General features: G+C 34.8%; 21 protein-coding genes. 10 read left to right on the forward strand and 11 right to left on the reverse strand.

The genetic code is table 11. The features are described from left to right. Window positions 1-44: 44 nt before the first annotated feature. Entirely contained in the window at window positions 45-2,495 is a 2,451-nt protein-coding gene (priA, locus tag Q5N74_RS15645; RefSeq protein WP_304389927.1) for a primosomal protein N', read from the forward strand. 15 nt (window positions 2,496-2,510) lie between these two features. Here the strand turns inward: priA and Q5N74_RS15650 are convergent, their stop codons facing one another. Further along, entirely contained in the window at window positions 2,511-3,206 is a 696-nt protein-coding gene (locus tag Q5N74_RS15650) for a LytTR family DNA-binding domain-containing protein (RefSeq protein ID WP_304389929.1), read from the reverse strand. Between the two features lie 209 nt (window positions 3,207-3,415). On the opposite strand from Q5N74_RS15650, the gene rpsF reads away from it, so the two are divergent. The 5 genes from rpsF to hisS all read left to right on the forward strand — a co-directional run bounded on the left by rpsF (window position 3,416) and on the right by hisS (window position 6,736). Continuing rightward, the gene (gene rpsF / locus Q5N74_RS15655; RefSeq protein WP_304389930.1) at window positions 3,416-3,754 is read left to right on the forward strand and encodes a 30S ribosomal protein S6; all 339 of its coding nucleotides are present in this window, start codon (window positions 3,416-3,418) and stop codon (window positions 3,752-3,754) included. After that, window positions 3,754-4,053 (forward strand): 30S ribosomal protein S18, encoded by a 300-nt coding sequence (rpsR, locus tag Q5N74_RS15660; RefSeq protein ID WP_304389986.1) that lies wholly within the window; start codon window positions 3,754-3,756, stop codon window positions 4,051-4,053. Before rpsF ends, rpsR begins: the two co-directional genes overlap by 1 nt. Before the next feature lie 15 nt (window positions 4,054-4,068). Beyond that, on the forward strand, window positions 4,069-4,518 hold the full coding sequence (gene rplI / locus Q5N74_RS15665) for a 50S ribosomal protein L9 (protein ID WP_304389931.1): 450 nt from the start codon (window positions 4,069-4,071) through the stop codon (window positions 4,516-4,518). A 113-nt stretch (window positions 4,519-4,631) separates the two neighbouring features. Beyond that, complete coding sequence (locus Q5N74_RS15670; protein ID WP_304389932.1) at window positions 4,632-5,102, forward strand: DUF6495 family protein; 471 nt, start codon at window positions 4,632-4,634, stop codon at window positions 5,100-5,102. Between the two features lie 263 nt (window positions 5,103-5,365). Continuing rightward, window positions 5,366-6,736, forward strand: coding sequence for a histidine--tRNA ligase (gene hisS / locus Q5N74_RS15675; protein ID WP_304389987.1), 1,371 nt, complete (start codon window positions 5,366-5,368; stop codon window positions 6,734-6,736). An 87-nt stretch (window positions 6,737-6,823) separates the two neighbouring features. Here hisS and Q5N74_RS15680 read toward each other — a convergent pair whose 3' ends face one another. The 6 genes from Q5N74_RS15680 to rlmD all read right to left on the reverse strand — a co-directional run bounded on the left by Q5N74_RS15680 (window position 6,824) and on the right by rlmD (window position 15,871). Continuing rightward, the gene (locus tag Q5N74_RS15680; RefSeq protein WP_304389933.1) at window positions 6,824-10,822 is read right to left on the reverse strand and encodes a LamG-like jellyroll fold domain-containing protein; all 3,999 of its coding nucleotides are present in this window, start codon (window positions 10,820-10,822) and stop codon (window positions 6,824-6,826) included. Window positions 10,823-11,122: 300 nt separating this feature from the next. Further along, window positions 11,123-12,160 carry an agmatine/peptidylarginine deiminase gene (locus Q5N74_RS15685; RefSeq protein ID WP_304389934.1) on the reverse strand — a complete coding sequence of 346 codons (1,038 nt, stop codon included), beginning with the start codon at window positions 12,158-12,160 and terminating at the stop codon, window positions 11,123-11,125. 38 nt (window positions 12,161-12,198) lie between these two features. Next, window positions 12,199-13,086 carry a carbon-nitrogen hydrolase gene (locus tag Q5N74_RS15690; protein ID WP_304389935.1) on the reverse strand — a complete coding sequence of 296 codons (888 nt, stop codon included), beginning with the start codon at window positions 13,084-13,086 and terminating at the stop codon, window positions 12,199-12,201. A gap of 47 nt (window positions 13,087-13,133) precedes the next feature. Further along, window positions 13,134-13,865 (reverse strand): DUF6048 family protein, encoded by a 732-nt coding sequence (locus Q5N74_RS15695; protein ID WP_304389936.1) that lies wholly within the window; start codon window positions 13,863-13,865, stop codon window positions 13,134-13,136. Continuing rightward, complete coding sequence (locus Q5N74_RS15700; RefSeq protein ID WP_304389937.1) at window positions 13,831-14,376, reverse strand: DUF6452 family protein; 546 nt, start codon at window positions 14,374-14,376, stop codon at window positions 13,831-13,833. The genes Q5N74_RS15695 and Q5N74_RS15700 overlap by 35 nt, the downstream gene beginning before the upstream one ends. An 85-nt stretch (window positions 14,377-14,461) precedes the next feature. Next, window positions 14,462-15,871, reverse strand: a complete 1,410-nt coding sequence (gene rlmD, locus Q5N74_RS15705; protein WP_304389938.1) for a 23S rRNA (uracil(1939)-C(5))-methyltransferase RlmD — start codon at window positions 15,869-15,871, stop codon at window positions 14,462-14,464. Window positions 15,872-16,077: 206 nt separating this feature from the next. Between rlmD and rocD the strand changes: the two genes are divergently transcribed. Continuing rightward, a complete protein-coding gene (rocD, locus tag Q5N74_RS15710) occupies window positions 16,078-17,322 on the forward strand; it encodes an ornithine--oxo-acid transaminase (RefSeq protein WP_304389939.1) in 1,245 nt (414 codons plus the stop codon). A gap of 71 nt (window positions 17,323-17,393) precedes the next feature. Here rocD and Q5N74_RS15715 read toward each other — a convergent pair whose 3' ends face one another. Both Q5N74_RS15715 and Q5N74_RS15720 read right to left on the reverse strand, forming a co-directional pair. Next, window positions 17,394-17,726, reverse strand: a complete 333-nt coding sequence (locus Q5N74_RS15715; protein WP_304389940.1) for a CCC motif membrane protein — start codon at window positions 17,724-17,726, stop codon at window positions 17,394-17,396. 20 nt (window positions 17,727-17,746) lie between these two features. Next, entirely contained in the window at window positions 17,747-18,028 is a 282-nt protein-coding gene (locus tag Q5N74_RS15720) for a DUF2752 domain-containing protein (RefSeq protein ID WP_304389941.1), read from the reverse strand. 191 nt (window positions 18,029-18,219) lie between these two features. On the opposite strand from Q5N74_RS15720, the gene Q5N74_RS15725 reads away from it, so the two are divergent. Both Q5N74_RS15725 and Q5N74_RS15730 read left to right on the forward strand, forming a co-directional pair. Then, window positions 18,220-18,399: an LPXTG cell wall anchor domain-containing protein gene (locus tag Q5N74_RS15725; protein ID WP_304389942.1), complete on the forward strand. Its 180-nt coding sequence runs from the start codon at window positions 18,220-18,222 to the stop codon at window positions 18,397-18,399. 11 nt (window positions 18,400-18,410) lie between these two features. Further along, window positions 18,411-18,974: a Smr/MutS family protein gene (locus Q5N74_RS15730; protein ID WP_304389943.1), complete on the forward strand. Its 564-nt coding sequence runs from the start codon at window positions 18,411-18,413 to the stop codon at window positions 18,972-18,974. Here the strand turns inward: Q5N74_RS15730 and Q5N74_RS15735 are convergent. After that, window positions 18,971-19,894, reverse strand: coding sequence for a hypothetical protein (locus tag Q5N74_RS15735; RefSeq protein WP_304389944.1), 924 nt, complete (start codon window positions 19,892-19,894; stop codon window positions 18,971-18,973). The genes Q5N74_RS15730 and Q5N74_RS15735 overlap by 4 nt on opposite strands. 101 nt (window positions 19,895-19,995) lie before the next feature. Between Q5N74_RS15735 and Q5N74_RS15740 the strand changes: the two genes are divergently transcribed. Next, window positions 19,996-21,138: a cysteine desulfurase family protein gene (locus Q5N74_RS15740; protein ID WP_304389945.1), complete on the forward strand. Its 1,143-nt coding sequence runs from the start codon at window positions 19,996-19,998 to the stop codon at window positions 21,136-21,138. Here the strand turns inward: Q5N74_RS15740 and Q5N74_RS15745 are convergent, their stop codons facing one another. Beyond that, on the reverse strand, window positions 21,139-23,601 hold the full coding sequence (locus Q5N74_RS15745) for a carboxypeptidase-like regulatory domain-containing protein (protein ID WP_304389946.1): 2,463 nt from the start codon (window positions 23,599-23,601) through the stop codon (window positions 21,139-21,141). Window positions 23,602-23,603: the final 2 nt, after the last annotated feature.

A 23,603-nucleotide genomic window follows, 5' to 3' on the forward strand; every position in this document is an offset into this window, starting at 1 on the left:
CTTTATATTCGTCTGCGGCTTCAGTAACTCGAAACTTTTAAACTTTGAATCATTTTATAGACATCATCATACCGGTACCGCTTCAAAAGTTGTTTACATATAGTATTACAACCTCTGAAGCCGATTTTCTGCAACCTGGTATGCGCGTGTCTGTTCCTTTCGGAAAATCTAAAATTTATACGGGTATTGTAGCCAAAATTCATACAGATCCACCAGCAGCTTATGAGGCGAAGGAGATTCATCAAATATTAGATGACGGCCCTATTGTGAATGAAAAACAATTGCGCTTATGGCAATGGATGGCTAATTATTACATGTGTACTTTGGGCGATGTGATGCGGGCAGCTTTACCAAGTGCTTTTGTTCTGGAGAGTGAGACCGTAATTACTAAGCACAGTAAAGCTATAGATGAATCTATTTTAAAAGATGATGAGTTTTTGGTTTATGAAGCGTTGCAGCACCAGTCTTCTTTAAAAATTCATGATATAGCTAATATTCTAGATAAGAAGAATGTCCTTCCGGTAATAAAACGATTAATTGAAAAGGAAGCGATTGCTGTTGAAGAAGAAATATACGAAAAATACAAACCTAAATTAGTGCGTTATGTCAAGTTGCATACGCATTACGCTTCGCAAGAAGCGCTTCAGAAATTATTAGAAGATTTAAGTAGAGCGCCAAAACAGCATCAAGTTATTTTAACCTTGTTCTCTGTTTCGGCAACAACAAAGAAGCCTGTAAAAGTCGCAGATTTATCCACAGAAAGTGGTGCATCAGCCTCTATTATTAAATCGTTGATAGATAAAGGTGTACTTGAAGAATATTTTATTCAAACCGATCGTGTTCAGTATTCGGGTGATGAGAATGAGGATTCGAAAAGCTTAAATGACTACCAAAATACTGCTTTAATTGAGATTAAAGAGTCGTTCAAGGAGCAATCGGTAGTGTTGCTTCATGGTGTTACCTCTTCAGGAAAAACCGAAGTTTATGTAAAACTTATTGAAGATGTTCTAAGTAAAGGGCAACAGGTTTTATATTTATTACCAGAAATAGCCTTAACAGCGCAATTAATAACGCGTTTACAAAATTATTTTGGCGAACAAGTGGCGGTATTTCATTCTAAATATTCATCGCATGAACGGGTTGAGGTTTGGAACCATGTTTTAAATAATTCCGCGAAAGCGAAAATTGTATTAGGTGCGCGTTCCTCCATTTTTTTACCGTTCAATAATTTAGGATTAATAATTGTAGATGAAGAACATGAACAATCTTTCAAACAATTTGATCCGGCACCACGGTACCATGCTCGCGATACGGCGGTTGTTTTGTCGCACATTCATGGCGCAAAAACACTTTTAGGATCGGCAACGCCTAGTTTAGAAAGTTACTTTAATGCAAAACAAAATAAATACGGTTTTGTTGAAATAACTAAACGATATAACGATGTCTTAATGCCCGATGTCGAGTTGGTAGATATTAAGGATAAGTTGAAAAAGAAACGCATGAAGGGTCACTTTAGCGACCGTCTTATTGCAGAAATGACTGAGACGCTTCGTGATGGTCATCAAATTATACTGTTTCAAAACCGTCGTGGGTTTTCGCCCATTGTAGAATGTAATACCTGTGGGCATTCGCCGCAATGTCCTAATTGCGATGTGAGTTTAACCTATCACCAATATCGCGACCAATTGCGTTGTCACTACTGTGGGTTTGTTGAAATGATGCGGAAAAAATGTGCGGCCTGCGGAAGTACGGAATTGGATAATAAGGGCTTTGGAACCGAGCAAATAGAGGCTGAAGTAAAGCTTCTGTTTCCTGATTATAAAGTAGCTAGAATGGATTTAGATACCACGCGTGGTAAATATGGCTATGAAAAAATTATAACGGCCCTAGAGCAACAGGAAATCGATATTTTGGTGGGTACTCAAATGTTAACCAAAGGTTTAGATTTTAGACATGTTAAATTAGTAGGGATTATGAATGCTGATAATATGTTGAATTTTCCAGATTTTAGAGCTCATGAACGAAGTTTTCAATTAATGCTTCAAGTATCGGGTAGGGCAGGGCGTACCGAAGAACGTGGTAAAGTGTTAATTCAAACGTATAACCCACATCACAATATTCTTCAGCAAGTTTCCTCTAATAATTATATAGATATGTATAACGAGCAAATGAATGATCGTTATAATTTTAAATACCCTCCTATATATAAGCAAATAAAAATCACGTTAAAGCATAAAGATTTTGCTCGGGTAGATACGGCTTCTATTTGGTATGCTAAAGCGCTTCGTAGTGTGTTTGGAGATAATATCTTAGGGCCAGAATCGCCGCCTATTGCTAGAATTAGAAATCAGTTCCATAAAAATATCTTGGTGAAGATTCCTAAAAAGCAATCGTTAGGAAAAACAAAAGAAGCTATCATTAAAATAAATAATAGCTTCTTGAGTGTAAAAGATTTTCGGTCGGTTAAAGTGATTTTAAATGTAGATAACTTTTAACTAAGTAGGTTACATTTAAATATTATTTAAAGCGTCGACCAGTTGGGTCTTTTTATTTCTACTTAAAGGAATTTCATAAGCACCAACTTCAACATTTTTGCTGTTAAACCTGTCAATTTTATCTAGGTTCACAATATAGGATTTGTGAATTCTTAAAAATTTATTCTCAGGTAATTCTTTTTCAAAAGATTTCATAGTAGAAAGTACTACTAAGCTGTTTTCTTCTGTAACTAGTTTTACATAATCACCAAGGGCTTCAATCCACTTAATATCTTTAATGTAAACTTTTCGTTTTTTAAGATTACTTTTTACGAAGATGTGTTCACCTTCTTCTTCATTAAAATCTTGAGTTAATTTATGCTGCTCAAGGGCTTTTTCAACAGCAACATTAAAACGTTCTCTAGTAATTGGTTTGTGTAAATAATCGGTAGCATCGTAATTAAATGCTTTAAAAGCATATTCGGTTTTACCAGTTACAAAAACAATTTGTGGTTTGTTGTTTAATACATCTAAAAGTTCGAATCCGTTTAGCACTGGCATTTCAATGTCTAAAAAGATTAAGTCTACTTGGTGAGTATTTAAACCATTTTTGGTTTCTAAGGCACTACTGTACTCTGCTATTAAGTTAAGAGCGGGGTGGTTCTCTACTAACTTAACAATAGAGAGACGTTGTATTGCTGAATCGTCTACTACTACACAGTTTAAAGTCATAACATTTATATTATTTCGGTTAAGATATCGACAATAGTACGAAAAATTCGGCTAAAAACCAAATAACATCGTTAAACTGTTGATTTTAACATAATTTTAACACACATACCTTGTAGTAAATATATGATAAAATATACTGCAAATATAGTTGTGTAATATGTATTTATTGACTAATTTTGCACCCAATTTTAACAATAAACACGATTTTTATGAATCATTATGAAACTGTTTTCATCTTAAATCCCGTTTTATCTGAAGATCAGATAAAGGAGACAGTAAAGAAATACGAAGATTTTCTTGTTTCGAACGGAGCTAAGATGGTATCAAAAGAAGATTGGGGGCTAAAAAAATTAGCGTATCCAATCCAAAACAAAAAAAGTGGTTTTTACCATTTATTTGAATACACCGTTGAAGGTGAAGTTATCAATACTTTAGAAGTAGAGTTTAGACGTGACGAGCGTTTTATGCGTTATTTAACGGTATCGTTAGATAAGCATGCTATTTCTTGGGCAGAGAGAAGAAGAGTTAAACTTAAACAAAAAGCTTAATTATGTCATCTATAGAACAACAATCAAAAGGAAAAAAAGACGGAGAAATTAGATATTTAACTCCTCTTAATATTGACACAAACAAAGCGAAAAAATACTGTCGTTTTAAAAAATCTGGTATTAAATATATCGATTATAAAGATCCAGATTTCTTATTAAAGTTTGTAAACGAACAAGGTAAAATCTTACCAAGACGTTTAACAGGAACTTCGTTAAAGTTTCAAAGAAAAGTATCTGTTGCAGTTAAAAGAGCACGTCACTTAGCTTTAATGCCATACGTAGCAGATTTATTAAAATAAAAAACACCGATAACAATGGAACTTATATTAAAACAAGACGTTGAAAATTTAGGATTTAAAGACGATGTTGTAACAGTTAAGAACGGTTATGGTAGAAATTTTTTAATTCCTCAAGGACAAGCTATTATGGCTACGATTTCAGCTAAAAAAGTATTAGCTGAAAACTTAAAGCAAAGAGCTTATAAAGAAAAGAAAATAGTTGATGAAGCTACTGTGATTGCTGAAGCGATCAAAGCTTTAGAAATTAAGATAGCTGCGAAAGTAGGAACAGGCGATAAATTATTTGGTTCTGTTAATAACATTGATATTGCTGAAGCTTTAGCTAAAGAAGGTCAATCTATCGACAAAAAATTCATTACAGTTACAACTGTAAAACGTACAGGTAAATATAATGCTGTAGTTCGTTTACACAGAGAAGTAACAGTAGATTTAGAATTTGAAGTTATCGCACAAGCTGCTGAATAATTTTAAATAGATTTATAAAAAAGCCTCAACCTAGTTGGGGCTTTTTTTATAATTTTATATTTTAAAACCAAGTTATTATAAAGCCTCCCTCGAAGGGAGATTAAATGGGCAACATGAAATATTCAAGACTTACAAAAGAGCAATTTGAAGAATTACACCAAGAGTTTATAAACTTTTTAGCGACCCAATCTGTTACTGCTGATGAGTGGGAGAATTTAAAAGTGAATAAACCAGAGTTAGCCGAAACAGAGCTAGACGTTTTTAGCGATTTAGTTTGGGAAGGTGTTTTAAACCAAGCAGAATATCTAGAACATTTTTCGGCACAACATATGTATTTATTCCGTTTAGGAAAAAAGAAAATGAAAGCCATTGTAGTAAATGTTAAAAATACAGAGGTAGATATTACCACCCAAAAGGGGTATGATTGGTTACGTGAAAATTTAATGGATGAACGTGTTGAGTTTTTACAAGCAGATAAAGACTATACAGATGATAAAAACTTAGATAAGTTTAAAATGATTGAGCAAGGTGCCTCAATTACAAAAGGCGAGTTGTTTGGTTATTTTCATGAGTTGATAAATTAACGTCATTGCGAAGGAGGAACGACTGAAGCAATCTGTTAATCGTTTACGCCATTGCTGGGTACGCAACTTGTTTATTGTGATTTGATAATAGGCACCATAAGGTTGCTTCACTTTTTTTCTAATGAAAAGCTCGGAAAGACGTTTTCATTAATTATTTTTGCCGTTCAGCATCTTAAAACCTAAAGGTTATATTGTGATGCGGAACCCACATTTAAAATATTTTATAATCATTAAAAAGATACCTGTTTTTGCAGGTTGTTAATATGGCTCAAAAACCAAGCATTCCTAAAGGCACCAGAGATTTTAATCCAGAACAGGTCGCAAAACGTAACTATATTTTTAATACCATTCGTGGTAGTTTTGAAACTTTTGGATTTCAACCTATTGAAACCCCGAGTTTTGAAAATTCAGATACCTTAATGGGAAAATATGGTGAAGAAGGTGACCGCTTGATTTTTAAAATTTTAAATTCGGGTGATTATTTAGCTAAGGTAGATGAGCAAGCTTATATAAATAAAGATTCACTTAAACTGACATCAAATATTTCAGAAAAAGCCTTACGCTACGACCTAACAGTACCATTCGCACGTTACGTAGTACAACACCAAAACGAAATAGAATTTCCGTTTAAGCGTTACCAAATACAGCCTGTGTGGCGTGCAGATAGACCTCAAAAGGGGCGTTTTAGAGAGTTTTTTCAATGTGATGCCGATGTGGTTGGTAGCAAGTCGCTTTGGCAAGAGGTTGAATTTATACAATTATACGACACTGTATTTTCTTCATTGAAGTTAGAAGGTGTGACTATTAAAATTAATAACCGAAAAATACTTGCTGGTATAGCAGAAGTTATTGGTGCTTCAGATAAATTAATTGATTTTACCGTTGCTTTAGATAAGCTTGATAAAATAGGCGAAGCGAAGGTGAAAGAGGAAATGCGTTCTAAAGGGATTTCAGAAAAAGGTATTTCTAAATTACAGCCTTTATTTACCTTGTCGGGTTCTTTTGAAACACAAATTGAATCTTTAAAAGCTATTTTATCTTCTTCTGAAGAAGGCACCAAAGGTATTGAAGAACTATCTTTTATAAACGAAGCTATTTCAGAATTAGGGTTAAAAACAGCCACTTTACAGTTGGATGTTACTTTAGCTCGTGGTTTAAATTATTATACTGGTGCTATTTTTGAAGTGGCTGCTCCAAAAACCGTGCAAATGGGTTCTATAGGTGGCGGTGGACGTTACGACGATTTAACCGGTATTTTCGGGTTAAACAATGTAAGTGGCGTTGGTATTAGTTTTGGTTTAGATCGTATTTATTTGGTGCTGGAAGAATTAGGTTTGTTCCCAGAAACAGTGAATAAAAACGTTGAGGTTTTGTTTATTAACTTCGGCGATAAAGAAGCTTTATTTTGTTTGAAAGCCATTAAAGAATTACGTTCTGTTGGTATTTATACAGAGTTGTATCCTGATACAGACAAGATGAAGAAACAAATGAATCATGCGAATAAACGAAACATTCCGTTTGTAGTTTTAGTTGGTGATGAGGAAGTTGCTTCTAATAAGTATACATTAAAAAATATGATTTCTGGCGAGCAACATAAAGTGACCCTTCAGGAATTAATAAATCATATAAAATAAAAAGTCCTAAAAATTAATTTAGGACTTCCTTATAAAGCTTCTGTAATATAGATGTAGATTTTGGGACTACTAGTTTAACTCGAAGCTTTAGTTTACAATTACTTTTTTTGAAACGATGCCCGTCTCAGTTTTTAGTTTGATGATGTAAGTCCCCGTTTGTATATAACTTGGGGAATATTCACTATAACTTTGATTTGATTTTATTTCAAAAGAATTAATGGACTGTCCTAATATGTTCAATATTTCTAAAGATTTAATAGGGGTTAATTCCGGATTGTTTATAACAACATGTCTGTTTTCATTTGAATAATATACTTGTACAGCATCCATCTCATTGGTGTCTAAACTAAGTGCATCGGCTTTAGAAAAAGCGACTTCAAAACGATTTAGGTATTGACCAACCGGCAAGTATACATCATATTTACCATCTTTTAAATCATGATAAATATTCAATTCTTTATCATGTAAATAGATCATGCTGTTGTTGGGAATGTTTTCTAAAGCATCTATTTTTATAGAAGCGATACCTTCTTTATTTATTTTGATACCTAAAGCAAGTGCTTGTGTTTCATTAAAATTGTTTACCGCTTGGATAGTAAAGTTGGTGTCATCAAACACCCAGAACATATCCTCTTTATTGTTTTCAATAAGTGGTGCATCATACCCCATATCGAAATTATTAGTAGCCTGCTCATCTACACCAGCCAATAATTGGCGATGGTATCCTTTCGGAGAATCAAAATTAAGTCTTATTTTTTGTCTGTTATTAACGTTTTTGGTTGCTTGTTTACTATCTGTATTTGTGCTTTTAATGAATATGGAAGCTGTACTTCCTTCAGGAACAAAAGCGCGTTGACTGTTTTTGAATACTAACTTACCTCCAACAACAGGGTGTGATTTTCCTTCTAATTGTGAGTCTAGAATTGAAGAAACAAAGAACCCTTGGGCAATAGGAATGTATTGACCTGGTGTTTTCGTATCTAAACTTCCTGTAGCATTAATTCGAACATCATTACTAATGGCTGGAACGCCACCTATTAGAGTGTAACTCGCATAACCACCTTCATATTCTCCTGTAATATGGGTGTTTCCTGCAAAGTGGTCCCAGTAATATAATGTTCCATTGAACACATTGCCCTGTGTGTTTCTACCATTTGTTTCAAGAGCGCTCATGTTGTCCTTTATGAATTCATTAGCATCTATAGCAGAAGGGTATGGGTTACCAACTAAATAGTCGTTACCAGTATTTATTTTAAGGGTGATATCACCATTATTTGGTTTACCATTGAATACGTAATTTTGTGTTTGGGTTAAAGAACCACTTGTGTGTTCAACCCCTTTCATACTAAAACCTTCGCCAGCTTGAAGTGTACCGTTACGTCTTACATGTTGCCAATAGGAATAGGATTTGCTTGTACTGTTGGTGTATTTCCAAATCCAATAATCTGCAACACTTATATTGGTGCCAGAAACACTACCGTTATAACCTGACGATAAAAAAGTAATTCGACTTGGGTCACTAGGGATGGTGCCATTCTTAATAATGTTATCGGTCATTTTATAGCTGTTGTTATTGCTATTTGTATTGCTTTTACCTACTGGAGAGGACCAATATTCATAAGTGAAATAGTCTTTAATGCCTTTTTGGTCGCGTTCTATTTTACCAGTACTAGCGATGTCTAAAATACTACCATCGGTTTGAATAAGTTGAGATTCATTATCCAAATCAATCAAACCATTTATTTTTAAGTACATACTGTTGTATAAACCTTTGCTCGTTTCTATAGAAAATTCTTTTCCTAAATCGACTATCAAGCCAGTCATTCCTTGTGTTTGGTAGGTGCCGTTTAAGTTGATGTTGTGTTTTATGTGAACAATAGATGCGTCATTTGGGTTGTCTTGTTTTGCAGCAATATCCCATTCATCGCCATGTAACCAATTTGAAGTGTTGGTCCAATCGCCATCGGCACTTGTAACATAGGGTAGTGGTGCTTTTTGGAAAAATATATTTTTAAAATTGTACATTTTAGCACCTGTAACCTCGTCTATAGTGCTCGTTTTTTTGTTGTCTAAAATGTTGTTTTTAAAAGCATCCATTTTATAATAGTTTACTAAACTAGAACCGATTGAAGTAGAAATGTCTACAGGAATTATTTTACCACGATTAAAACCGTTGGAGTCATCTAGTTCTTGATACACCATGGCTTTAATTTCAGAGGTTGTTAGTGCGGTGTTAAACACTCTAACTTCATCAATTTCACCTTTAAAATAATGGGTTTTATTAGCTGAACTTCCTATGGTAAAATTTGAAGTACTTGCAATACCTCCAGAAGTAGAACTCGCTTCTTCAATACCATTAATATATAATGTTGTTTTGTTTGATGTTGTTGAGAGGCTTACATGCATCCAAATTCCTTGTGCAGCTACACTTGTAGATGTTAAGCTTACGCCTTCACTTACAGCAGTAATGGTATTGGTGTTATTATTTATTTGTATGTAAAAATCGTCTTGACCAGTAATAATTTGATTAGTAGTATCCGTATTCTCACCTCCATATTTTATAAAAGCCATTAAAGTAGCGGCTCCAGAATTTATAATATTGGTGTCTTCCACATAATCGTTTCTACCATCAAAGTATAAACTATAGCTTCCATTTAAATTTCTTGGCGAACCAAATAGAGTGTCATCACCATCTCGCGAGGCCATAATACCATCGCCATCAGCATCCACTAAACTATCTAGAACACCTGCTGTATGCGGTAAATTGGCATAAATTTCAACGGTTTCTATATCAAAAGTAAGTGTTACATCATTATAGGGGTCTTTGTAATCTGGAATACCATCGGCATCAGAATCTAAAGCGTATAATGGGGCTGTACCTTGGCTGTTGTTTCCATAAGAATTTGTATAATTAGTTCCTTGGTGGAAATCGAAAATATCTAAGATGCCATCACCAAAACCTTCAATAATGCCATCGTTGTTTGAATCTTTATTTCTGAATTTCTCAGTATCAGCACCATCGCCAACACCATTTCCTGTAATGTCGCCGTCACTATTTTGAAAGTTTGGATTGTTTGTGTTAATTACTCCATATTCATCGATGTCAAATAGTCCATCGTTATCTGAGTCTAAATCTAAATAATCAGGAATCGCATCGCCATCAGAATTTATAGGTAAAATAGATTCTAATGAATCGTGCATACCATTTCCATTCGTATCAATCCAATTCGAGGTGCCTGTTAAAGTTGCTTTGCCTTCACTTAAATGAGCGCTTGTTGGGTTGCCTTCAACTACATCTGGAATACCATCGTTGTCTGAATCCAAATCAAATACATCTGCAATACCATCACTGTCTGTATCGCAAAGGCTTTGTCTTACTTGAATAGTATCAATAGCAAAGTTAATGACACTTCCATTTGTGGTGTTATTTACAATTTGTACAATAAAAGCTGTTTCTGAAGTGGTAAATTGTTGAGTGAATTGGTTCCAAACAGAGGTTTCACAAGTATTATAACTAGAATCTGCAGTGTGTGGATAGGTTCCTGTATGGTCTGTAGCGTTGAAAGTATCACCACATCTTGTGATGTCACCGGTATTGATAGTAGCTATAATACTCGCTCTATCTGGTGTTAAAAAGTTTATGGTAAGGTTTGGTAAATCTCTATGTGTATAGGTACTTGTCGCCCCGGTTGTTGTGTAATTTTGATCCTTGTCATCTGTATTCATGACCTGGAAACTATAAGAAACCGGTATGTTTGCTAAAGTTCCTGCAATTTGTGTTTCATATAAAATTTCAGAATTGTTAGATACATTAACAAAGCTTATTCTGCTCTCGGGATAGGCCTCAAAAGTTTCACTTATAAATTTATAATCTGTTTTGGAAGCTCCAGAGGCTAGTCTGCAATTCGTTTCTTCAATGGCATCTGGAATACCATCATTATCATCATCGATGTCAACATCGTCGTTAACACCATCATTATCACTATCAAAAAATAGTTTAAGACTTTCTGTGCTTGATTTGATAAACGATTGAGTCTGTGAAAAGGCATTAAATGAAAGAAACGCACATAATAGATATGTGCACATTTTTAATGATGTATAATATTTTTTCACAAGAGGGTTAAGTTTAGTTTGGGACTAATCAGTATTACCGAGTCAAATGTATATTTTTATTCCGTGAAATGCAAATTTAATCGATGAAATGCATTTTTGTAAAGTTGGGACTATTAACTAGTGGCTGTGTTTTGTGAAATGAGGATAGGAAATAGGGGGTGTTTTGAAGGTGTTTTTATTTAAAAAAAAATGGGTTGCTATAAATATAGCAACCCATTTGGATATAATTGTCTAAATGAAATTTTCAAATCCCTTTATGAAAAGATAAAAATATTATTTAGGAATCTGTTGACTTAAGCAATGCAAAGTGCCAAAACCCCAAATAAAATCGGTGGCAGCAATGCCAATAATTTCTCTGTCTGGAAAGCAATCTGCAATAATGTTTAGCGCAATACGGTCGTTCGCATCGTTAAAAGTAGGTACTAAAACCGTTTTGTTTAAAATTAAAAAATTAGCATAACTAGCAGGTAACCTAACACCATCAAAATCCAAGCGTTTGGGCATGGGTAATGTTACTATTTTAGGCTGTTTACCGTTTTCTAAAGTGGCAGCTTCTAAGCGTTTTAAATTGTCTTGAAGCGGTTTGTAGTTAGCGTCTTTGGTATCGTTTTCAACAACGGTTATAATGGTGTCCTCGTTAACAAAACGCGCCAAATCATCTACATGTCCATGGGTGTCGTCGCCTTCAACGCCGTCTCCTAACCAAATGACGTTACTAACTCCTAAGTATTCCTTAAAAACAGCTTCATAGTCTTGTTTGGTGAAACCTTCATTTCTTACTTGTATGTCTGGGTGTAGCAGGCATTCTTCCGAAGTTAATAAGGTGCCTTTTCCGTTCACATCAATAGCGCCGCCTTCTAAAATAAAAGGCTTGCCTTTATAAGTAGCTTGTTCTAAAGGAATGTTTAAAAATTCGGCAACTTTAGCGGGTACGTGTTTATCTAGTTTGTAGTTGTTGTATTTTGCCCAACCATTAAAATTAAAGTTGATGGCTTTTCTGGAAGTTCCGTTTTTCACAACAATAGGTCCTGAGTCGCGCATCCAACTGCGATTTGTTTTGTGGATAATGAAGGCTATATTTTCTATATTAACATGTGCTGTTTCAAGCAGCACCGAAACTTTGCTTTTAAGTTTTTCACTAGCAACTACTAATATAACCTCTTCTACTGAAGCTACTTTTTTAATAAACTCAACAAAAGCCCATTGTACTGCTTCGTATTTCCCTGGCCAGTCGTTACCATTGTGAGGAAAACATAATAAAATACCTTGTTGTTTTTCCCATTCGGCAGGAAATATCCAGTTATTTTTCATCCTAATTTTTTTGGAATTTGGAATTTTTTATTTGAATGTTAATCGATGACTCTTTTAGTAATATCACCATATTTATCAATACGTCTGTCACGTAAAAATGGCCAATTCTGGCGTACATTTTCTTGTAAATTTAAATCGACTTCGGCAATTAATATTTCTTCTTGATCTACGGAAGCTTGCGCTAAAATTTCACCCTGTGGGCCCGCAATAAATGAAGAACCCCAAAACTCTATACCATTGGTTTCTGGTAGGTATTTTTCTAATCCAATTCTATTTGCTGCGGCTACATAAACACCGTTTGCTACGGCATGACCACGCATTACGTTCATCCAAGCACCTTGTTGGTTTTCTCCAAATTCTGCTTTTTCTTGTGGGTGCCATCCAATAGCGGTTGGGTAAAATAATACTTCGGCACCTTGTAAAGCCGTTAATCTAGCAGCTTCAGGGTACCATTGATCCCAACAAATAAGGGTGCCAATATTTCCTTTCTTTGTTGGAAATGATTTAAAGCCAATATCTCCCGGTGTGAAATAGAATTTTTCGTAAAAATGCGGATCGTCTGGAATATGCATTTTTCTATATAAACCAGCTTCTGTACCATCTGTATCAATAATGTAAGCACTGTTGTGATACACACCAGCCATTCTTTTTTCGAAAAAAGGCACAATAATAACCACGCCTAATTCTTTGGCTAAGGCACTAAACGCATTGAAGGACGTGCTGTATAAAGGTTCCGCGAAAGCGAAATTATCAACATCTTCGCTTTGGCAGAAATAATGACTGCTATATAATTCAGGTAATGAAATAACTTCGGCGCCTTGTTTAGCGGCATCTTTTACCCATTGAATACATTTTTTTAGATTGTTTTCGGGCTTGTCGTTCAAGTTTAATTGAAGAACAGCTATTTTGTATGTGTTTTTAGGCATTACTAATTATTGAATGTTTAATACAAATATATATAATTTTAAAAAGACTATTTATCCTTCTTATAAAGTGGAATTCTATAAGAAAGGGTATAACTAAACCCAGCACCTATACCGTTACTGTCGTAGGTTTTGTTAAATCCGGGAACGTAAACATTCTCGAAATTATTTGGTTCTGTTTGGCTTGCCATGATTTTTAGCTGCACATTTAAGCCTAAATAGAGATTGGTTAACAACTCTGCCTTAATACCAAGTATAATTTCTCCCCAAAAAGCGGTTAAGCCATTAAACTCTTGTACATCGGTTGATGCATACTGTGGTGACCAGTATGGGTTGGTTGTATAAATACTGTAACTATTAATGTTTTGGCTAAATGTACTTGCACCAACACGAAAACCAGCATAAATCATATTATCCATGTCTAGCCAGTTTTGATATAAATTGTAGTCTATACCTGCTTTTAGGTAACTTCCACTGGTGGTTACGTCAAGATAATCAGTAATTGTGTTTTTTTCTTCAATACCAATTTCTCCGGCAAGGTATAAACGTTTCTTTAATCGGAAATCGGCCATCACTTCAAACCCGGTATAATCATCATCAATAAAAGAGCGTACTAGTTTGCCAATATCTCCACCTACTCGAAGTCCGTATTTCTCTTTAATTTTAATAGAATCTTTAACGGCAGTTGTACTAGTATCTTCTTGAGCGTTTAAAGACACAGAAAACAAAAGCATACACGCTAGGCTACTAATGAAATATGTTAAAATGTGTTTCTGTTTCATCTTCTACAGATTGGTTTTCGTTTAGAGGTTGTCTTGATTTTATCCAATTGTCGCTATCTGGTTCAACGGTAAATGTTACGTTTTTATAAATGGTTTTATACCCACAAGCACGCGATACATATACTTCTTCTCGTGTATAAGTGATGGTAACGATATCGATATTGCCATCGTAATAATCATCGCTTGTATCATCCGTAGTGCCATTATCATTTACAAAAGTGTCTTTTATAAGGGCGTATTCTGTTGAGTCAGCATCGGTTTTTAGAGGTAAAACAATTTGAGTTGTAGATACAATGGTGTATCCAGATAAAACAGCATCGTTACCAATACCGCCAACTAGTAATTTAGAGATGCTTTTTTTACTGTCTTGGTCGTCAATATCGTAAGCATCTATAATTAAACTAGGCGTTGTTGGGGTGCTTTCCGGACAAATGTCGTCACGTTCACAACTTGTAGTCATTCCTATTCCCGAAATAATTAGAAGAATAAAAAGTAGATTTGTTTTTTTCATCAATCTCTTTAATATGTTTATTTGTTGATGGGTTTAATCGATGTGAATCTATCAAATTTTTTAAACCTGGCAACGTTTTAACTTACTATCGTTTTTCTAAAAGCACTACATTTTCAACATGAAAAGTTTGTGGAAACATATCCACTGCTTGGGTTTTAGTTACTTTATACATAGCATCCATCAATTCTAGATCTCTGGCCTGCGTTGCACTATTACAGCTTACATATACTATTTTTGCAGGTGCAATATTTAATATTTGTTGAACCACATCTTTATGCATTCCATCACGTGGTGGATCTGTAATAATAATATCTGGTTGCCCGTGAGCCGCTATAAAGGCATCATTAAAAACGTGCTTCATATCTCCTACAAAGAATTCAACGTTATTAATACCATTTAATTGTGCGTTTTCTTTAGCAGCAGTAATGGCATCTGGCACCGCTTCTACACCAATTACTTTATCAGCTTGTTTTGCAACAAACTGAGCAATGGTTCCTGTACCCGTATATAAATCGTAAACAAGTTCAGAACCTGTTAAACCTGCAAAATCTCTGGTTATTTTATACAATTCAAAAGCTTGTTCTGAATTGGTTTGATAAAACGATTTGGCATTAATTTTGAATTTCAAGCCTTCCATTTCCTCAAAAATATGGTCTTGACCTTTATAGCAAACCACTTCTTGATCGTAAATAGTATCATTCGCTTTTTCGTTGATGATATATTGTAATGAGGTTATCTGCGGAAAGGTTTCAGCAAGATAATCTAACAACATGATACGTTTGGCTTCATCTTCTTTGAAAAATTGAATCACAATCATGATATCGCCCGTACTAGAAGTACGTACCATCATGGTTCGCAATAAGCCCGTTTGATTTCTGGTATTGAAGAATTCAAAATCATTATCTAGCGCAAATTGTTTCACCGCGTTTCGAATAGCGTTTGAAGGATCGGCTTGTAAATGACATTTATTTATGTTAAGAATCTTGTCCCACATTCCAGGAATATGAAAGCCTAAAGCGTTTCTGTCACCTAAATCGGCATCAGAGTCTACTTCTTCTTGTGTTAACCAACGGCTATCACTAAAAGAAAATTCCATTTTATTTCTGTAGAAATACTGTGAAGCAGCTCCTAAAATAGGCGTTATTTCTGGTAATTCAACATGCCCAATGCGTGTTAAATTATTGGTGACTTCTTTTTGTTTGTAATACAATTGGTGTTCGTACCCCATATCTTGCCACTTGCAACCACCGCACACGCCAAAATGTTCGCAGGCAGGCGTGGTTCGCTTATCAGATAATTTATGAAATACGGTCGCTTTGGCTTCGTAGTAAGCTTTTCGTGCTTTAAATGTTTGTACATCTACCACATCGCCAGGTACGGTATTGGATAGAAAAATAACCTTTCCATCGGGTGCTTTAGCAATGGTTTTTCCCTTTGCACCAGCATCTATAACTTCAACGTTTGTAAACGCTTGCTTTTTTCTTCTTTTTGACATGCTGCAAAAGTAATGAAACGATTTGCGATTTACGATTTTTGATTAACGATTTTTGATGCTTTTCTGAATATTTGAATTACAGAAATATTTAGTAACTTGCACGTCTATCTGGGGATGATTTCTCTCCCACGCTGCTTTTTCGAACACTTCGAAAGAATAAAGGTACAGTAGGAATGGTTATTTTATCAATTTTAAATTAAATTAAAATGGCTGTTTTAGAAAAATTAACACCACAAGAAGTAATTGCATTAGAAAACAAGTATGGCGCACACAACTACCACCCGCTCCCTGTTGTATTAAGTAAAGGGGAAGGCGTTTTTGTATGGGACGTAGAAGGCAAGAAGTATTATGATTTTTTATCGGCATATTCCGCTGTAAATCAAGGTCACTGCCACCCTAAAATTGTTAATGCGATGGTGCATCAAGCACAAACATTAACCTTAACATCGCGTGCCTTTTTTAACGATGTGTTAGGTAAGTATGAGGAATTTGCATGTAAATTCTTTGGCTTCGACAAATTATTACCCATGAATACGGGTGCCGAAGCTGTAGAAACGGCATTGAAATTATGTAGAAAATGGGCCTATGAGGTAAAAGGTATCGATGAAAATGAAGCTGAAATTATTGTTTGTGAAAATAATTTTCACGGCCGTACCACTACCATTATTTCATTTTCGAACGATCCTGTGGCTCGTAAAAATTTCGGACCATACACAAAGGGTTTCATTAAAATTGAATACAATAATTTAGAAGCTTTAGAAGCTACTTTAAAAAGCAACCCCAATGTAGCAGGTTTTTTAGTAGAACCTATACAAGGTGAAGCTGGGGTTTATGTGCCACAAGAAGGGTATTTAGCTAAAGCGAAAGCATTGTGCGAAAGCTATAATGTTTTGTTTATTGCAGATGAAGTACAAACGGGTATTGCGCGTACAGGTAAACTGTTGGCAGTAGATCATGAAAATGTAAAACCAGATGTTTTAGTTTTAGGTAAAGCGATTAGTGGCGGTGTTTATCCGGTATCTGCGGTTTTGGCGAACAATAGCGTTATGGATGTTATTAAACCAGGAAACCACGGTAGTACTTTTGGAGGAAATCCTGTGGCTGCTGCAGTAGCTATTGCAGCTTTAGAGGTTGTTCAAGATGAAAAATTAGCAGAAAATGCTGAAGCTTTAGGTAACTTGTTTAGAAGTGAATTGAATAAATTTATTGAAACAAGTTCTATTATAAACCTAGTGCGCGGTAAAGGTTTGTTAAATGCGATTGTGATAAACGATAGCGAAGAAAGCGATACCGCTTGGAATATTTGTTTAGCATTACGCGATAATGGTTTATTGGCAAAACCAACCCATGGAAATATCATTCGTTTTGCACCTCCTTTAGTAATGACTAAAGAGCAGTTATTAGACTGTGTCCACATCATCACTAAAACACTTAAACAATTTGAAAAGTAGTTTTATAAATGTTTAGATATAAAAAAAGCGACCAATTGGTCGCTTTTTTTATGTTTAAAGACAAGGTTGAATTAATTACCTTGTAAGCCTTTTTGATAGCCTTCCATAAATTGTTCGATAATATCTTTGCGTTTTTCAAAACCGCCCGTAGATAAATCGTAAACGTTAATTAGTAAGGTAATAGCACAAATAATGGTTACTACTAAGGCAACTATTTTAGCTGTATTCATAGCATTTTTATCACCTTCAAAGTCGTCTGGGTTTAATTCTGCTTCTTGTATTTTTTTGTGAGAAATATAGTAGGCAGGACCCGCAAATACAATTCCAAAACCACCTAGGCAACAGCATAGTAACCCTAGTATTGATAGTATGTAAATGAGCGTTGTGTTAAGATTTTTGTTCATAAATTGGTTGTTAGTTTGTGTTAGATGTTCTTAATTATAAAACTAACAATTATTACTATAACAGATGTAATTGCAAGTGCATTTATAACTTTGTTAGCGTATTTTATTTTTAAAAAGAAGGAGGCTATTATAAAAAAAGCCAAAGGAATAAGCGTGTAAATTGCAGGATACATATAAAAAGCGGCAACAAAATCGCCTTGAAATACAAGTAAAAAAGAACGCTGAAACCCACAGCCCATACAGTCAAAACCAAATAGTTTTTTATTTAAGCAGGGTAACATATAATCTTCTAAAGCTTGCATTTTGTATTTTTAAACGGCAACCAAAATTATAAAAATTATAAGCATGTTTGAAGTTTTATACGGTGATAATTTTTATAAAATGTCTTCCTATAATTGTAATGTCTTGGTTTGCTATCAAAATTCATTTTGCAGATGCCTTCAATAACTCTAATTTTTGATGTAATTTTGGACTTTAAATTCCTATATTAATAATGAAATATTTAAACTATATTTTTATAGTGCTTGGTGCTATAGTGGCTATTTATGCCAAAACCGGAACAGAACAAAGTCAGTCGATTTTAATTGGAGGTATTGTGCTATTAATGGTTGGTATTTATAGAGTGTCAAAAACAATTCCGAGTAGGGATGAAGACGATTTGAATAACGAATAAAATTAAAAACTATGGTTTTTGAAGTAGGTGATAAGGTTTTGGTTATGGATGAGGCCATGTCTGGTGTTGTGAAAAAAATAGTTGGTAATACTATTTCAGTCGAAACAACGGATGGTTTTTTACTCGATTTTGAAAGTAACGAGTTGGTGAAAGTTTCTTCCAAAGAAAACATGAAGAAAGAGTTGTTTTCACATGCGAGTGCTATTTCAGCATTAAAAGAAAAAGAGCAATTTCCAAAAAGAAAGCAGCCAAAGGTGAAAGCTAAAGAGCGTTTTGAGCCTACTATGGAAGTCGATTTGCACATCAATCAGCTAGTCAAGTCACCAAGAGGGATGAACAATCACGATATGCTAACGCTGCAATTAGATACAGCCAGACGCCAATTAGATTTTGCTATTTCAAAACGTATTCAAAAAATAGTTTTTATACATGGCGTGGGCGAAGGCGTACTTAAAGTGGAATTAGAATACCTTTTTGGACGTTACAACAATGTGAAATTCTACGATGCCAACTACCAAAAATATGGAGTTGGTGCTACCGAAGTTTATATATTTCAGAATGTATCTAACGGTTAATTAAAAGGCGGTGTTTCTTTTCTTGTTGTCGATAAAGAACTATCATCTAATACTCCAAATTCAAAAACATCTAAAGATATAATTTGTAAATCAAAGTTGGATACAGTAAGTGTAACCACATAGGTTTGATAAATAGTATGTTCTCTATAAGCAGTGGCTGTAACCGTTTCTTTTACGGTAGCGTTTAAATAATCTGCAATTCCTGTTGTGGTATCAGAGATATCATCTGTTGGGTTTTGGTTTTGCGTTTGGTTTTCCTCATCGCGTGTTTTAATACCATCACCATCATCATCATCATCTAAATAATTTGGAATTCCGTCTAGATCTGTATCTAAGGCATCACTTAAATCGCCATCGCTGTTTGGGTCTGGTTTTTCATTTTTAGTAAGCACATTATCACCATCATCATCTTCATCCAAATAATTAGGAATGCCGTCGCCATCAGTATCATCATCGGTTAAATCGCCATTACCATTAATATCTTCTAATTCTGCGGCAATACCGTCGTTATCATCTTCAGTTAGTACGGTTCTAATATTTACATTTCCGCTGGTACTTTCAATATCTTGTGTGATTTTAATTGAAGAAAGTGGCACATCACTACAAAATAAGCCAGAAGAAGGCAGTGAGGCATTACTATAAGTTCTATAATTAAATGTGTTTGTTGAGCTTAATTGAAAATCTTCTTCATACACACCATCATCACCAACTTCAAGAAGGTCTGCAAGGGCTATAGAAGCAATTTTTATAGATAAAGATTCCGAAGGACTGTCTTTTGTTTTATAGAAAACCAAACCATCGGTACCGCAGGCTTGAAATGATTCGTCAAAGTCAAAATCAACGGTAATAATATCACCATCATCACAAGTGTATAAACTTAAGAGAGATAGACTAAGAAAAATGAAAAATAACTTACGCATTAGGTTTGGGTTTTTAGGCAAAAATAAACGAATTGTTAATTATAACGTAGCATATTAATAATAATTTTATTCTAAGTATTTTTGCACTCTAAAAAAAAGACATGCAACAGGTATATTTTGATAATGCTGCCACAACTCCCATAAGAGACGAAGTAATCACCGGGATGACCGAAGTTATGAAAACCAATTATGGTAACGCTTCATCATCACATAGTTTTGGGAGATCGTCTAAGGCATTAATTGAGAAATCTAGAAAAGCTGTTGCAAGCTATTTAAATGTTGCTGCTAGTGAAATTATATTCACTTCTGGTGGCACCGAAGCAGATAACCTCATATTATTAAGTGCGGTTCGAGATTTAAAGGTGACACATATTATTACCTCTAAAATTGAACATCATGCGGTTTTGCATACCATAGACCAATTGGTTAAAGATTATAAAATAGCTGTAAGTTATGTGGATTTAAAACCGAACGGAAAAATTGACTATTTGCATTTAGAAACCTTGCTTAAAAATGAAAACAAGACCTTAGTAAGTTTAATGCATATTAATAATGAAATTGGCAACATTTTAAATATGAAGCGTGTTGCGACCCTGTGCAAGGAAAATAGTGCCTTGTTTCATAGCGATACGGTACAATCTGTAGGGCATTATAAAATGGATTTACAAGATATTCAAGTTGATTTCTTAACAGCAGCCGCTCATAAATTTCATGGGCCAAAAGGGGTAGGTTTTGCGTTTATTAGAAAAAACTCAGGATTAAAACCAGTTACTTTAGGAGGCGAGCAGGAGCGCGGACTTCGAGCTGGTACAGAAAGTGTTCATAATATTGTAGGGTTAGAAATAGCTTTGAAAAGTGCTTATGATAATTTAGAAGCTGAAGTGGCTTACGTAAAAGATTTAAAACAGTACTTCATTTCTAAAATTGAAAGCGAGCTACCAAATGTAACTTTTAATGGAAGGTCTAGTCATTTAGAAAAAAGCACATATACCTTAGTGAATGTTTGTTTACCTATATCTCCCAAGAAAGCAGCAATGTTACTATTTCAATTAGATTTAAAAGGCATTGCTTGTTCTAAAGGAAGTGCTTGCCAGAGTGGAAGTAACCAAAAATCGCATGTTTTAAGTGAAATTTTAAATGCTGAAGATTTAGAAAAACCTTCTATCCGATTTTCATTTAGTATTTACAATACCAAGGAAGAGATCGATTATGTGGTTGCCGTTTTGAAGGCTTTTGCTGAGTAATTAAAACTTCATAGTGGTTCTCACGTTGAAAACTCGTGGCGTTAAATAGTTTGGAATGGCATATTGACGCTTTGTGTACACATCGCGTACCCAAGTGTTAGTAATGGAGTTTTGTACATCAAACATGTTATAGATTTCAAAACCAAATGAAAGTTCTTTAAAAGGTTTTTTCCAACCGCTACTGAATTGTTTTTTAGCATCTACAATTACAAATTGCAAACCTAAATCGGCACGTTTGTAGTCTGGTAAACGGTTTTGGTAATCGTAAGGGTCTGCATAACTTGGCGAGCCTCCAGGTAAACCAGTGTTGTAAACTAAATTCAAGTACAATTTCATATTAGGTACGTTTGGTACATAATCTTGAAATAGGGCAGCAAATTTTAAACGTTGGTCTGTTGGGCGGGCAATATAGCCTCTGTTATTAATGTTTTCTTCGGTTTTTAAATACCCAAAACTAAACCATGATTCGGTTCCGGGAACAAATTCACCATTCAATCGTAAATCTAATCCGTAAGCATAGGCTTCAGCATTGTTGTTTGCCGAATAGCGAATACGCACATTTTCTAAAGTATACGGGTTTACATCTGAAAGTTTCTTGTAATAAGCTTCAGATGTTAGTTTAAAAGGACGTTCCCACATTTTAAAACTATAGTCATTTCCTAAAACCAAGTGAAACGATTTTTGGGCTTTTACATCGGGTTGTACCACACCACCAGCATCACGAAGTTCTCTGTAAAAAGGAGGTTGGTAATATAAACCAGCAGCAATCCTGAAAAGCATATCCTTCTCCCAATTGGGTTTTATAGCGAATTGCGCTCGCGGACTAAATACGGTTTGGTTAGATGTTGTTATATTATCGCCATTTACAGTCCAGTTGTGAACACGAACACCTGCATTGTACCAAACATCGCTTGTGCCTAAAGTAGCGCGTTTGCTCCATTGTGCATATGCTTGCAATCTATTAATTTGTGTGTAATTGGTAGCACGCACATTTGTAAATGGTTCTAAAGGGCCACTGTAAGGAGTGTAAGGTTGCTCGTTTGCAGGGACTGTTTTTGGCGGTCTAATTGAAAATCCAGCAGAATCTATCACTTCCCATTCAATTAAACGGTCGCGAATATCTTCATTGGTATATTTTAAAGACCATTCAAAACGGTTGTCGTTTACATTGAAATCACCTTTATGTTCAATATTCGTAATTAAGGCATCTAAATCGTTTCGACCATGATTCAGTTGCGCTCCAACACCTCGGCTAAATTCAACTTCACCTAAACTTTCATCACCTATATTGGAGTTTACTTCACCTAAGCGGTATTGTGCTAAAATATCAAAATACTCTTCTTCAGTAGTGTTGTATCTCGAAGCAATCAGTTTTAAAGTTAAATCGTCATTGGCAAAGTAAGTTCCTTTAAAAGCTCCAAAATAAGTTTGGTAACGATCTTTTTCTTGTCCTTCATAAAATACTAAAAGGGCAATAGGGTCGGTAAGGGTCCCGAAATTGGTTTGTCTTGTTTGTGGCTGGTAATCATATTTATTAATAGCCGCATTACCTAAAAAGCTTAAATGAAATTTACTTGTAAACTTATAAGTGAAATAGGCTTGTGCATCTGCAAACGATGGTTTAAAATTAGTTTCAGTTTCTTTAGCATCTACCAATAAACTATTATCACGATAACGAAGACCAACAATACCAGAGAATTTAGAATCTTTACTTATATTTTCAATTGAAAAACTACCGCCCAATAAACTTAAATCGGCATTAACTTCAAATTGATAAGGATTTTTATAGGTGATATCTAACACAGAAGAAAGTTTATCGCCATATTTAGCTTGGAAACCACCTGCTGAAAAATCGACATTCTGTACCATATCGGTATTTACAAAACTTAAACCTTCTTGTTGGCCAGAGCGTACTAAAAAGGGTCTGTACACTTCAATATCGTTTACATACACTAAGTTTTCGTCGTAATTACCGCCACGTACCGAGTATTGTGTACTTAATTCGTTGTTGTTACTAACTCCAGGAAGTGTTAATAGTAAGTTTTCTACACCGGCATTGGCTCCGGGTATTTTACGAATGGTTTCGGGCTTTAGGGTAATGATACCTTCTACATCGCGCTGGCGTTTATTGGTTACAATAACCGCGGCTATTTGTTCTAAGGAAGTGCTCATTACCGGATTAAATTCATAATCCTCTCCATTTTTTAAATTGAAAACACTCACTATCTTTTTATGAGATAGGTGGGTAAATTCAATAGAAACATCTTTATTGGCTGGAATTTCTAACAGATAAAATCCATTAATATTTGTAACGGTGCCTTTGGCGTTGCTTTTAATATTTACGTTTACAATAGGAGTGTTGTTTTCATCTAAAATAACACCTTTTATGGTTGCTGTTTGCGAATAACCAACAAGAATAATAGAAAAAAAGACTAGGGTAAGGGCGTAAAGTTTTGTTTTCAAAA

Source organism: Mariniflexile sp. AS56 (genome assembly GCF_030552475.1).
GTDB lineage: Bacteria > Bacteroidota > Bacteroidia > Flavobacteriales > Flavobacteriaceae > Mariniflexile.